The following is an 11,507-nucleotide window of genomic DNA, read 5'->3' as shown; positions in this document are numbered from 1 at the left end:
CTGCAAGCCCTCAGATCACAAGGCTAGATCGACAGGTCCTGCTGGTCCCAGACCTCGGTCAGGGATTTCTCGCCGACCCGGATCAGCCGGTAAAGCACAGCGCTGGTGGCGACATAGTCGCCATTGTCGATCGCATCGGTGACCTGCCGGGCAACGCGGGCCAGCGCCACCATGCCGATCTGTTCCGAGATCGCAATCAGCGACCGGGCACATTTGCGCAGCGCCGTCCAGTCGCGCGCGCGCCACAATCGTTCGCAATTGGTCAGCCGCACGGCCAGTTCCTCGATCGCGCGACAGACGACATCCTCGGCCCCGGCGTCTCCCAATTGCCGATAGAGCCCGCCCAGCCGATCCGGGTCCAGCCTTACGGACTCGCTTTGCACAAGCGTGATTACTTCAACCACCACATCTCACCCCAAAGTCCTGTGCCCCCACGACACGTCTGGCATTCTGGTTTCAGAGAGGTTTTCAAAAGGTTTCCGGTGCGACGGGAAATACCTCGAATTTTCTTTCAAACTGGCCTAAAGGAGGCTGTCACGACAGGTCAGCGACAGGAAATTCAACGATGAAACTCGCCCGCCCTCTGCCCAACTATCTGGTCCAGCGTTACCACGGCTGGAAGGCGACTACCTATACCGAGAACCAGGTCTGGTATCGGCGTCTGGCCAGCGAAGGCCAGCGGCCGCGCGCCATGGTGATCTCGTGCTGCGACAGCCGGGTGCATGTCACCTCGATCTTCGGGGCCGATCAGGGAGAGTTCTTTATCCACCGCAACGTCGCCAATCTGGTGCCGCCCTATCTGCCCGATGGCGACCATCACGGCACCAGTGCCGCAGTGGAATATGCAGTGACGGTGCTGAAGGTCGCGCATCTGATCGTGCTGGGCCATTCGCAATGCGGTGGCGTGCGCGGATGCCTGGACATGTGCAAGGGCCACGCGCCGCAGCTGGAGGCCAAGGAAAGCTTTGTCGGGCGCTGGATGGATATCCTGAAGCCGAAATACGATCATGTGGCCAAGATCGAAGACGAAGACGAGCAGGTTCGGCAACTAGAAAAACACGCCGTCGTCGCCTCGCTGGAGAACCTGATGACCTTCCCCTTCATCGCCTCGGCGGTCGAGGAAGGATCGCTGAGCCTGCATGGCCTGTGGACCGATATCGGCGAAGGTGGCCTGCAATGCTATGAACCGGGGGATGAGCGGTTCGTGCCGGTCTAAAGCGTTAGGGTTACGTTAACTTGAATCGTGGAGGCTCGGAGCCATGTCGCTCCGAGAGATCATGCTGAAACTGGATGAATCGACCCTGCGCGCCGCGATGCGGCTGGCGCAGGACAGCGATGTTACGCTGGGCCAGTTCGTTCGCGTTGCAGTGGAGGCGGAAATCCAGCGGCGCAGCCGAAACGCGAAGACGCCCAATCGGGCGGATGAGCGGCTCCTCGCGTCCTTGCGGACGCTCCTCGCCGCCGATTTCGCCCATGCCCGCAGCTGGGCTGACCTCTCATGCCGCCTGTCGCGTCAGGGTTTCGCGCTGCGCGAGGCGGGCGGCGGCCTTGCCCTGCATCGCCACCCGTCGGGCGAACGCCTGTGCAAGGCCTCGGAGCTTGGACATTCCTATGCCACGCTGATGCGCCGCTTCGATGCGCCGTTCCCCGGTCACAGTCACAGATATCTGGCCGACCGGATGCTTGGCCGGCCAGACAGGAACGATATCACCGCAGCTCCATCCCCTCGGGCCAGTTGATCGCCGTATCCAGACGGATGATCCGCTCTGCCTCTGGCGCAAGCTCCATCTTCCAGGCCAGAATGCCGCGCAGCCGGTCCACATCCTGTTCATCCGGTTTGGGTGTGGCGGTCCAGTCAATCACCAGATCCTCCTGCTCGGAATAGGGCACCTGATCAAAAACCCTGAGCGGCCAGCTCTCTCCGGTCAGGTTGCGCACCGCAATCTCGACCCGCTCGTTCTGCGCGTTCGAGCGCGTGATGATCCCGGTGTCGCCCGTCGACCTGTTCAGCACCGCGCGTTCGACCGTCAATCCGTAGATCGGCCCGAACCCGAGCGTCACCTCTTCGCCCTCGACAATCTGCGGCGTCGCTTCAAGGGCCACCATCACCCCATCGACAAAGCGGCGCCCGCTGTCAGATGGCAGGATCGTGCGCCCCGTGGAATTGCGAAACCGCGCCATCCGAAAGGCGTGGCTGTCATGCTGCGCCGCCGCCTGGGCAAACACCTCTGCTGCCTCGCTCACCCTGCCGATCTCCAGAAACGTGTCCTCGACCCCCGAGATCAGCGTAACCGGCGCGGATAGCGTATAGGTCTGGCCGGTGCCGGGAACGTCATAGGCGGGTTGAAACTCGTCGACGATAACCGGTGCTTCGACGACCGCCTCGGCCATGGCGCCTTTGAACATCCGCTCTTCACGCTCGGGCTCGACGATCCGGCGCAAAAGCGGCCAGAGCGTTGACGGGCTGGCCCTGTCCATCGGGCGCAGGGTCGAGATGCTGAGCGCGATCTCGCTCCAGTCGTCGCCAGTATCCTGCGTCACCCGCGCGCCCAGGCGAATGTCGACCTGGGGAGAGGCGCCGGTGGTGAGATAAAGATCGGTTACGGGCTGCCAGCCAGCCTCTAAGGTCAGATAACCGATGTCGATTTCGACCGTCCCCTCTGCCTCAAGCTCAAGGTCCAGCGTCAGCACGCCCCGATCCTCGGTTGCCCCGGAAACGGCGGCCAGATCCTGCATCGCCGCTTGCAGCTCTTCCTCGAGCGCGGTCAACTTGCGTTCGATCCCGCGCGCCTCGATCTCGGCGTCCTGCGCCGCACGGGCCGAGGTCAGCGCCTCTTCTGCGATCATCCGGGTGATGGCGCGCAAGGTCTCGGGTTCGGCCCCGGCCAAACCCTCGTTCTCGCCGAGACGGGCCAGAAAGCCCGACGCCTGATCAGCGGCCCGAGCCCTGAGCCGCGCGGTCTCTGCCGCGTCCCGGACAGCCAGGATTTGCTGTTCGACCGCGCGGACCCGCTCGCGCGCTGCCAGATAGGCCGCGCTGCGATAATCGTGCCAGGGCACATCCGAATGCCGGAACTTGCGCGCCAGCACGCGCGCACCCGCTACCTGGATATCGAGGGTTTCCAGCTCTGGGCCGTCAACGGGAATGCCCAACAGGGTCAAATCATGCCGCCCGGCCGGCAGTTCCATGGAAAGCTGTCGCCGGACCGCGGCCCCCTGGGGAAAGACAGTCGCCGCCGTGACCGTGGTCTCGGTGGAATAGGACCCGGCCAAACCCGGTGTGACCGTGCTGAACAGGGCCACGACAAACGGAACAAAAAAGCGCATCAGAAATCCTTGATCAGAGGCAATGGGATAGCGGCAGGCTGGCATCTCAACCCTGACTGCACAAGAAAAAGGCGCCCGATGGGCGCCCTTTCGAAATCCGATCCAAAGGTCTTAGGCGGCGATCCGCTCATCCTCGACCCGGGCCCGGACCGAGCTGAAGATCGGCTTGGCCTTTTGGCGGGCACGGTGGGCAAACAGGTTGATCACCTCGTTTTCGCGCTCGGCTCCCTGACGGGTCAGGCGCAGATATTGCAGCGCGGCGATACGGTTGTGGCGGGCTTTGTGGGCAAGGGTCTGGGTCATCTCTGTCACTCCTGAATATGGTGCTGAACGGTCTGGATCAGGCGGCGTCGCCGGAGCTGCCCCAGGGGGTCGAAACGAAGAACACGCCGTTTGCGGTGCGCAGCGCCCGGCCCCGTGCCCGCCAGTCGGCAAGCGACAGGACGTTGTCGGCGTTGGCTTCGACGCCCGAAACGGGGGTTTGGATGTCGCGACGCGGGAAGGTGATGATGGTTGCCATTTTCGTTTTCCTCTTTGTCCAGAGGCGATACCGCCTTGTTGTTCCTGATGGGTCGGATCGCACCGCTTGGGGGGAAGGGGCGGTGGTCCGAACTCTTTACACTTGGGCACATTCTCGGCGGCACCGGGGAGGGGGCACAACTCTACCGGTACCTCTGCGAGGGTATTTTTCCGGTGGTCCCTGATGTATCCGCCGAAGGTTCGATTTCCTGATGACTTGATGTTTGGCCGCGATTCGGTCGGGAATCGTGCAAGATTGTGTCAAAAAAGTGATAAATCACATTAAAAACAAAAGTTTGTCCGCGATCTGGCCAAAATTAGCCATGTTTAGGACAGATTTTAGAGATTTCGGAAACAGGTCAATTCCGGTAGAGAAACCCGCCCTGACTCGACCTTGAGTTGATCTTGTGAACAGAGCAAACAAAAACACCCCCGCCCGACCGGGCGAGGGTGCTGAAAAGAGTCTTGATCGGGCGATGTCAGCCCTTCTTCAGAACCTCACGGCCCAGCAATTCGGCGATCTGAACCGCGTTCAGCGCCGCGCCCTTGCGCAGGTTGTCCGAGACGCACCACAGGTTCAGCCCGTTCTCGACGGTCGAATCCTGCCGGATGCGGCTGATGAAGGTGGCGAAATCGCCCACGCATTCCTTGGGCGTGACGTAGCCGCCGGGCTCGCGCTTGTCGATCACCATGATGCCGGGGCTTTCGCGCAGGATGTCGCGGGCCTCGTCCTCGTCCAGGAATTCCTCGAACTCGATGTTGATCGACTCGGAGTGACCGACGAACACCGGCACCCGCACGCAGGTTGCGGTGACCTTGATCGAGGGATCGACGATCTTCTTGGTTTCGGCGACCATCTTCCATTCCTCCTTGGTCGAGCCGTCTTCCATGAAGACGTCGATATGGGGAATGACGTTGAAGGCGATTTCCTTCTGGAACTTCTTCGGGGGCACGTCCGAGGTCGGGTTATAGACCGCCTTGGTCTGTTCCCACAGCTCGTCCATGCCGTCCTTGCCCGCGCCCGAGACCGATTGATAGGTCGAGACGACGACGCGCTTGATCGTGGCGCGGTCGTGCAGCGGCTTCAACGCCACCACCATCTGCGCGGTCGAGCAGTTGGGGTTGGCGATGATGTTCTTCTTGGCATAGCCATGCACCGCCTGCGGGTTGCATTCGGGCACGATCAGCGGAATGTCCGGGTCGTAGCGGTAGAGCGAACTGTTGTCGATCACCACGCAACCGGCCGCGGCCGCCTTGGGCGCATAGACCTTGGTCGCGTCCGAGCCGATGGCGAACAGCGCCATGTCCCAGCCGGTGAAGTCGAAAGTGTCCAGATCCTGGGTCTTGATAGTCTTGTCGCCAAAGCTGACTTCGGTGCCCAGGGATTTACGGCTTGCCAGCGCGGCAATCTCATCCACGGGGAACTGGCGCTCGGCCAGGATGTTCAGCATTTCGCGGCCCACATTGCCCGTGGCGCCAGCGACGACGACGCGATAACCCATTTTCTTGTTTCTCCAGATATACCCGGTCGCCTTGACCGGCGGCGGTTCCATACAGGGAAAGTGACGGCGAGGAAAGACCCCAGTCAGGCCAGACTGTCGCGGCTGAACAGATAGATCACCAGACCAACGACCAGCGAGACCGCGAAAAAGGTCACGATTGCGGTATAGGGCGCGGCCGGGCCAGCGGCGGCATAGCTTTCGTGCAGGCGCCCGGTGACGAATTGCATCAACCCGACGCCGCCAATGCCGAAGAGGTTGAGCAAGGTTACTCCACGCCCCACCAGATGCGTAGGAATAAAGGCGCGGCCATGCGCCATGATCACTGGGAACGAGGCGCCAAGAAAGCCGATCGCCGCCAACAGCGCAACCGAGGACCAGACGCCGAGGTCGATCCACAGAACCAGCAGGGCCAGTGCCAGTACGCCGCCCAGGTTGCCGCCAAAGACCACCCATTTCCGCGAGCCGAGAACCCGGTCGAGCGGTCCATAGGCAAAGGTGCCGGCAATCATCGCCGCCCCCATGATCAGCGTCGCCTGCCCGATCTGGCCGGTGTCCAGGTCAAACACATCGCGCAGATAGGGTCCCGCCCAAAGCCCGCGCAGCGCCGCCGCAGGCGCATAGGCCACCAGCATCAGCGGCAGGATCGTCCACAAGAGCGGCTGTTTGAGCAGATCGAGCAGCGATCCCTTGGTGTCGTGCTGCACCATCTCGGGGTCGCGCACCGATAGCCAGATACCCGCTGCCACCGCTGCCGAGATTGCCGCCAACCCGGCCAGCGTCGCGCGCCAGCCCATCAGTTCGACCGCCAGCGCGGTCGGGTATGAGGCCACCAGGTTGCCCACCGATCCCACGCCCAGCATCACGGCGGCCAGGGTGGCAAATTGTGCGGGCGGATATTCGCGCGCGAAGATGAAGTAAGAGGCCATCAGCACCGGCGAACAACCGACCCCAATCAACACCATGGCCGCGCTAATGTGAACAGGCGTCGTGGCCAGGGCAAACAGCGCGGCACCACCACCGCCACCCACCAGAAGAAGGGCCGCGGCGGTCCGGCGCGGTCCGATCCGGTCCAGCGCCCAGCCCACGGGAATCTGCATCGCGGCGAAGGTCAGGAACCACAGGCCCGAGGCAAAGGCCAGATCGTCGGGTTGCGCACCGATATCACGTGCCAGGTCTGCGGTCAGTACCGCCAGAAAGGCACGAAAGAACTGGCTCAGCACATAGGCCAGACACAGAATGATCAGACCGGCCTGCATGCGTTTACCTCTCCGATATGCGCCTGCGTGATGGTTGACATGTTATCTGTCGCGGCACAAGCGCGCCTGCTGTGCGGCAAGGCTCTGGATTTCGCCGTCAGGCTGCTATGTAGAGTCATATTGTTGTGAGGGTCACATGGTTGAAGATCCGGATTCGTTTTATGCCTCGCTGCGCCCGGTGATGGATTTCCCCGAGCTGTCTGAACCATCGCGGTTCACACCCCTTCCCGATGACTGGGTGCTGGGCACTGCCGATATCGTCGACAGTACCGGAGAGATCGCGCGCGGGCGCTACAAGACCGTGAACATGGTCGGCGCGGCGGTGATCTCGGCCATGATCAACGCAATGGGCGACCAGCGCTTTCCCTATGTCTTTGGCGGCGACGGCGCCGGTTTCGCGGTCCCCGGCGACAAGGCCGAGCGGGTCCGCACAGTGCTGGCCGATCTGCGCCGCTGGGCGGCAGAGGAGTTCGACATCGCCCTGCGCGCCGCGCTGGTGCCGGTCGCCACGATCCGCGCCGCCCGGCGGGATGTAAGGGTGGCCCGCTATGCGGCTTCGCAGGGGGTCGATTACGCCATGTTTTCGGGCCGGGGGCTGGCCTGGGCCGAAGCACGGATGAAGGCTGGTGAATTCGTTGTCGATCCTGCCCCTCCCGGCGCTCAGCCCGATCTGACCGGCCTGTCCTGCCGCTGGTCCAACATGCGCGCCCGGAACGGGCAGATCGTGTCGCTGGTGATCGCCCCCACCGAGACGGCAAGCGAGCGTGACTTTGCCGATCTGGCCCGCCGCGTCATGGCCACTGCTGACGGGCTCGAGCGGAGCGGCCACCCGGTACCGCCCGGCGGCCCCGGCGTGACCTGGCCACCGCCGGGCCTGACGCTGGATGCCCATGTGTCGCGCGAGGGCCGCAGTCTGGCCCTGCACAAAATGAAGCTTCTGGGTCAGAACCTGCTGATCTGGCTGCTGTTTCGCACCGGCCTTCGGCTGGGCGACTTCCGGCCCGATCACTATGCCCGCATGGTCAGCCGCAATGCCGATTACCGCAAATTCGATGACGGGCTGAAGATGACCCTCGATTGCGACGCCGAGACGCGCGCCAGGATCGAGACGATCCTTGAAGATGCGCGGCGCCGCGGCAAGATCCGCTATGGTCTGTTTGCTCAGGACGAGGCGATGATGACCTGTTTCGTGCCCTCGGCGATGCGCGATGATCATGTGCATTTCATCGACGGGGCGGCGGGCGGATATGCCGCCGCCGCCGAGCGTATTCGCAAAGCCTAGCCGCGCCGCAACCGGCCCACCACGCCGGTGGGAAAGAAATAGACGCTGAGGATGAACAGAACCCCAAGCCACAAGAGCCAGCGGTCGGCATCCAAAAGCTGCGGCAGCACCGGCACCCCGTCGACCAGCGACCCGGCGACACCCATCAGGTTCTGCAGATAGTTCTGCGCCAGAACCAGCAGCGTTGCTCCGATCACAGCGCCATACATGGTTCCCATGCCGCCGATCACCACCATCAGCAGGATGTCGATCATGATCTCCATGCTCAGCGTGGTATCCGGCCCCACATAGCGCAGCCAGATCGCATAGAGACTGCCCGCCAGCGCCGCCACCGCTGCCGAAAGGCAGGTCGCCGCAACCCGGTAATAGACCACCCGATAGCCGATCGCCTCGGCCCGGAAATCATTCTCGCGGATCGCCTGCAACACCCGGCCAAAGGGCGAATTCACCACCCTGAGCATCAGCAGGAACAGGACCAGGCTGCCAATGAACACCACGTAATAGGACAACAGTTTGCCGTTCAGCTTCACCCCGAACAGCTCGTCCCCGAACTTGAAGGCCGGGCCCAGCGCGCGCGGTGTCTTGAAGGTCAGCCCATCCTCCCCCCCGGTCAGGCCCGACAGCTGGCTGACCAGAACGGCCACCGCCGAGGCCACCGCCAGCGTGATCATGGCAAAGAAGATCGCCCGTACCCGCAGGCTGAAGAGACCAATGACAAAGGCAAGCGCCGCTGCCAGCAGCGCGCTTGCACCCGCGCCCACAAGGATCGCATCGAAGCCACGCCCGAGATGGGTCAGGGCCAGTGCGACCCCATAGGCGCCGATGCCAAAGAACATGGTATGGGCGAAACTGACGATGCCGCCATAGCCCAAGAGCAGATCGTAACTGGCCACCAGCACGATGAACACGCAGATCCGTGCCGCCGTATCGACAGTGCGCACGCCGGGAAACAGGAAGGGCGCCAGCGCCAGACAGACCAGGATCAGCCCCAGGATCAGGGCCAGCACCAATGAGCGGGGCATGTCGCCCGAAAGAACCGCTTTGATCATTTTGCCTTCACCACCGGGATCATGCCCATCGGGCGCCACATCAGGATCGCAACCATCAGGCCGATATTGGAAATCAGCGCCACCTTGGGTTCCAGGAACGCGACATAATTCTGCATCAGCCCAACCAGCAGGGCACCGATGAAACAGCCCTCGACACTGCCCAGCCCGCCGATGATGACGACGATAAAGATCAGGATCATCGCCTGATTGCCCATATGTGCACTCACGACCTCCTGATAGAGGCCCCACATGACGCCCCCCAGCCCGGCCAGCGCGGATCCGGCGATGAAGACGCCGACAAAGACCAGCCGCAGCCGATAGCCCAGCGCCTGCACCATCTCGCCATTCTCGACGCCCGCGCGCACGATCAGCCCGATCTTGGTGCGCCTCAGCGTCCAGCGCATGGCGGCAAAGACCACAAGGCCCAGACCCACCGCCACCAGCCGGTATTTCTCCAGCGCGGCGCCGGCGAATGTGATCGCGCCCTTCAGCGCCTCGGGGCGCGAGATATAGATCTCTTCGGGCCCCCAGAGCACGATGATCAGCTGCTCGACCACGATCAGCCCGCCCATGGTGACCAGGATCTGTTTCAGGTGATGACCATAGACCGGCTCGACAATGACCTTCTCAAAGGCCCAGCCCATGGCGCCGGTGGCCAGCATCGCCCCGATCACCGCCAGCCCCATGGCCGCAAGGTTCAGCGCCAACGAGGGCGCGCCGGTCATGCCACCCAAGAGAAGCAGCACCGAAACGCCGACAAAGGCGCCCACCGAGACAAACGCGCCATGGCCGAAATTGATGACATCCATCAGTCCAAAGACCAGCGTCAGGCCCGAGGCCATGAGAAAGATCATCATCCCCATCGCCAGCCCCGATACCGTCAGCGTCAGCCAGGACGACGTGTTCGGGATCGCCAGCAGCCCGGCCAGGACCAGCAGCGGCACCAGCAGCACCGGCATCCACGGGGCCAGCCGCTGCGCCAGGGATAGCCGCGCCATTGTTGGCGCGTGTTCGGGGGCCATGCTCATGACGGACCTCCTGCTTCTTTCTGGTCAAAAGTACTCATCTCCAACCTCTTCCCGCGCATCTCAATGGGCCTCCATGCTCAGACCCATCAACCGCTCTTGCAGGGCGGCATCGGTGACCAGTTCGCGCATTTCGCCGGACCAGATGATACGCCCGTCATCCATCACGCAGGCGCTGTCGCCCAGCGCCCGCGCGACCGAGAAATTCTGTTCCACCAGCAGGATCGAGGCACCCTGCGCCTTCAGCTCGCGCAGCGCTCGGGCCATGGTCGACACGATGGCGGGCGCCAGCCCCTTGGTGGGCTCGTCGATCAGGTAGAGCCTGCGTTCCTCGACCATCGCGCGCGCGATCGACAGCATCTGTTTCTGCCCGCCCGACAGGTTCCCCGCCTCGGATTTCCAGAAGGTCTTGAGCGGCGGAAAGGCCTGGAACACCCAGTCAAGCCGCGCGCTGTCGATGGGGCCGGACACGGCGGCCAGCACCATGTTCTCTTCAACCGTGAGATTGGCAAAGATGCCCATATCCTCGGGCACAAACCCGACACCGGCCCGCGCGATAGCGGGGGTTGGCATCCGGGTGATATCCTGCCCGTCCAGCAGGATCCGACCCTGATGCGCGCGCCAGTGGCCGATGATGGATCGCAGCGTGGTGGTCTTGCCCACCCCGTTGCGCCCCAGAAGCATGGTCACCGCGCCGCGCGGCACCTCGAGGTCAACGCCTTGCAGGATGTGATACTGGGCGATGTTGGTATAGACGCCCTCCAGCCGCAGGATCGGATCAGACATCTTCCAGCTCCCGGCCCATATAGGCCTCTTGCACCACGTCCGAAGCCATCACCGTGGCCGGGTCGCCATCAGCGGCCAGCGCGCCGTTGTGCAACACGATGATGCGATCAGCCAGCGTGCGGATCACGTCCATCTTGTGTTCGACTAGCAGGATCGTCCGGTCGCGCTGCTCTTTCAGCTCGGCAATCAGGTCCAGCACCACGGGCGCCTCGTCGACGCTCATGCCCGCCGTGGGTTCGTCGAACATATAGACGGTGGGGTCGAGCGCGATCAGCAACGCGACCTCCAGCTTGCGCTGGTTGCCGTGGCTCAGTTCAGACACGGTCTGGTCGCGGTTGTCGATCAGCCGCACCCGCGTCAGGATCGCCTCGGCGGCCTCGGTCAGCTCCGCGTGCCGGCTGGCCATCGACCACAGGTTCATGCCTTGCCCCGCCTTGGACTGCACCACCAGGCGCACGTTTTCCAACACGCTGAGATTGGGAAACAGGTTGGTCAGCTGAAACGCGCGCCCGATCCCGGCGCGGGTGCGTTGAGACACCGACTGCCCCGAGATATCGCGCCCGCGCAGCAGGACGCGGCCCGCGCTGGCCGGGATCTGGCCCGAGATCAGGTTGAAATATGTGGTCTTGCCGGCACCGTTCGGACCCACGATCGCGGTGAGCTCCCCGGTGTGAAAGGCGCAGGAAACCGCGTCCACGGCCACATGGCCGCCAAACCGCACGGTCAGCCCCTCGGTCGCCAGGATGGGGGATGTCATGGCT

Annotated in this window: 13 protein-coding genes; 3 read left to right on the top strand and 10 right to left on the bottom strand. The window is 63.2% G+C overall.

The window, feature by feature from the left end; translation table 11 throughout:
- Positions 1-23 precede the first annotated feature (23 nt).
- Positions 24-407 (bottom strand): hypothetical protein, encoded by a 384-nt coding sequence (locus tag SPO_RS18860; RefSeq protein WP_011049394.1) that lies wholly within the window; start codon positions 405-407, stop codon positions 24-26.
- Positions 408-565: 158 nt separating this feature from the next.
- Here SPO_RS18860 and SPO_RS18855 point away from each other — a divergent pair, with 158 nt between their 5' ends.
- Together SPO_RS18855 and SPO_RS18850 are read left to right on the top strand one after the other, a co-directional pair.
- Positions 566-1,216 (top strand): carbonic anhydrase, encoded by a 651-nt coding sequence (locus SPO_RS18855; protein WP_011049393.1) that lies wholly within the window; start codon positions 566-568, stop codon positions 1,214-1,216.
- 43 nt (positions 1,217-1,259) lie between these two features.
- A complete protein-coding gene (locus SPO_RS18850) occupies positions 1,260-1,739 on the top strand; it encodes a hypothetical protein (RefSeq protein ID WP_011049392.1) in 480 nt (159 codons plus the stop codon).
- Here SPO_RS18850 and SPO_RS18845 read toward each other — a convergent pair.
- The 5 genes from SPO_RS18845 to SPO_RS18825 form a co-directional block, all read right to left on the bottom strand.
- The gene (locus SPO_RS18845; protein WP_044029408.1) at positions 1,708-3,327 is read right to left on the bottom strand and encodes a DUF4139 domain-containing protein; all 1,620 of its coding nucleotides are present in this window, start codon (positions 3,325-3,327) and stop codon (positions 1,708-1,710) included. The two genes, SPO_RS18850 and SPO_RS18845, sit on opposite strands and share 32 nt — an antisense overlap.
- A gap of 111 nt (positions 3,328-3,438) precedes the next feature.
- The gene (locus SPO_RS18840) at positions 3,439-3,630 is read right to left on the bottom strand and encodes a hypothetical protein (RefSeq protein ID WP_044028838.1); all 192 of its coding nucleotides are present in this window, start codon (positions 3,628-3,630) and stop codon (positions 3,439-3,441) included.
- A gap of 37 nt (positions 3,631-3,667) precedes the next feature.
- A complete protein-coding gene (locus SPO_RS18835) occupies positions 3,668-3,847 on the bottom strand; it encodes a hypothetical protein (protein ID WP_044028836.1) in 180 nt (59 codons plus the stop codon).
- 478 nt (positions 3,848-4,325) lie between these two features.
- Positions 4,326-5,348, bottom strand: a complete 1,023-nt coding sequence (locus SPO_RS18830) for an aspartate-semialdehyde dehydrogenase (protein ID WP_011049390.1) — start codon at positions 5,346-5,348, stop codon at positions 4,326-4,328.
- A gap of 83 nt (positions 5,349-5,431) precedes the next feature.
- Positions 5,432-6,604 carry an MFS transporter gene (locus SPO_RS18825; protein ID WP_011049389.1) on the bottom strand — a complete coding sequence of 391 codons (1,173 nt, stop codon included), beginning with the start codon at positions 6,602-6,604 and terminating at the stop codon, positions 5,432-5,434.
- Between the two features lie 136 nt (positions 6,605-6,740).
- On the opposite strand from SPO_RS18825, the gene SPO_RS18820 reads away from it, so the two are divergent.
- Positions 6,741-7,886 carry a DUF3095 domain-containing protein gene (locus SPO_RS18820; protein ID WP_011049388.1) on the top strand — a complete coding sequence of 382 codons (1,146 nt, stop codon included), beginning with the start codon at positions 6,741-6,743 and terminating at the stop codon, positions 7,884-7,886.
- On the opposite strand, the gene SPO_RS18815 is transcribed toward SPO_RS18820, so the two are convergent.
- Genes SPO_RS18815 through SPO_RS18800 form a run of 4 tightly spaced genes read right to left on the bottom strand, consistent with a single transcriptional unit; the run spans position 7,883 to position 11,503 of the window.
- Positions 7,883-8,935: a branched-chain amino acid ABC transporter permease gene (locus SPO_RS18815; protein ID WP_011049387.1), complete on the bottom strand. Its 1,053-nt coding sequence runs from the start codon at positions 8,933-8,935 to the stop codon at positions 7,883-7,885. The genes SPO_RS18820 and SPO_RS18815 overlap by 4 nt on opposite strands.
- The gene (locus tag SPO_RS18810; RefSeq protein WP_011049386.1) at positions 8,932-9,963 is read right to left on the bottom strand and encodes a branched-chain amino acid ABC transporter permease; all 1,032 of its coding nucleotides are present in this window, start codon (positions 9,961-9,963) and stop codon (positions 8,932-8,934) included. The genes SPO_RS18815 and SPO_RS18810 overlap by 4 nt, the downstream gene beginning before the upstream one ends.
- Positions 9,964-10,023: 60 nt before the next feature.
- On the bottom strand, positions 10,024-10,746 hold the full coding sequence (locus tag SPO_RS18805; protein WP_011049385.1) for an ABC transporter ATP-binding protein: 723 nt from the start codon (positions 10,744-10,746) through the stop codon (positions 10,024-10,026).
- Positions 10,739-11,503, bottom strand: coding sequence for an ABC transporter ATP-binding protein (locus SPO_RS18800; protein WP_011049384.1), 765 nt, complete (start codon positions 11,501-11,503; stop codon positions 10,739-10,741). Before SPO_RS18800 ends, SPO_RS18805 begins: the two co-directional genes overlap by 8 nt.
- Between the last annotated feature and the right edge of the window lie 4 nt (positions 11,504-11,507).

Origin of the sequence: Ruegeria pomeroyi DSS-3 (genome assembly GCF_000011965.2) — a bacterium.
GTDB classification, from domain to species: domain Bacteria; phylum Pseudomonadota; class Alphaproteobacteria; order Rhodobacterales; family Rhodobacteraceae; genus Ruegeria_B; species Ruegeria_B pomeroyi.
Note: the sequence above shows the minus strand (reverse complement) of the source record. Positions and strands in the feature narration are given on the sequence as shown.

What these genes read in the sequence shown, in the direction of transcription:
- SPO_RS18855 (WP_011049393.1), top strand. Translation starts at nt 566, where the DNA reads ATGAAACTCGCCCGCCCTCTGCCCAACTATCTGGTCCAGCGTTACCAC.
- SPO_RS18850 (WP_011049392.1), top strand. Translation starts at nt 1,260, where the DNA reads ATGTCGCTCCGAGAGATCATGCTGAAACTGGATGAATCGACCCTGCGC.
- SPO_RS18845 (WP_044029408.1), bottom strand. Translation starts at nt 3,327, where the DNA reads ATGCGCTTTTTTGTTCCGTTTGTCGTGGCCCTGTTCAGCACGGTCACA.
- SPO_RS18840 (WP_044028838.1), bottom strand. Translation starts at nt 3,630, where the DNA reads ATGACCCAGACCCTTGCCCACAAAGCCCGCCACAACCGTATCGCCGCG.
- SPO_RS18835 (WP_044028836.1), bottom strand. Translation starts at nt 3,847, where the DNA reads ATGGCAACCATCATCACCTTCCCGCGTCGCGACATCCAAACCCCCGTT.
- SPO_RS18830 (WP_011049390.1), bottom strand. Translation starts at nt 5,348, where the DNA reads ATGGGTTATCGCGTCGTCGTCGCTGGCGCCACGGGCAATGTGGGCCGC.
- SPO_RS18825 (WP_011049389.1), bottom strand. Translation starts at nt 6,604, where the DNA reads ATGCAGGCCGGTCTGATCATTCTGTGTCTGGCCTATGTGCTGAGCCAG.
- SPO_RS18820 (WP_011049388.1), top strand. Translation starts at nt 6,741, where the DNA reads ATGGTTGAAGATCCGGATTCGTTTTATGCCTCGCTGCGCCCGGTGATG.
- SPO_RS18815 (WP_011049387.1), bottom strand. Translation starts at nt 8,935, where the DNA reads ATGATCAAAGCGGTTCTTTCGGGCGACATGCCCCGCTCATTGGTGCTG.
- SPO_RS18810 (WP_011049386.1), bottom strand. Translation starts at nt 9,963, where the DNA reads ATGAGCATGGCCCCCGAACACGCGCCAACAATGGCGCGGCTATCCCTG.
- SPO_RS18805 (WP_011049385.1), bottom strand. Translation starts at nt 10,746, where the DNA reads ATGTCTGATCCGATCCTGCGGCTGGAGGGCGTCTATACCAACATCGCC.
- SPO_RS18800 (WP_011049384.1), bottom strand. Translation starts at nt 11,503, where the DNA reads ATGACATCCCCCATCCTGGCGACCGAGGGGCTGACCGTGCGGTTTGGC.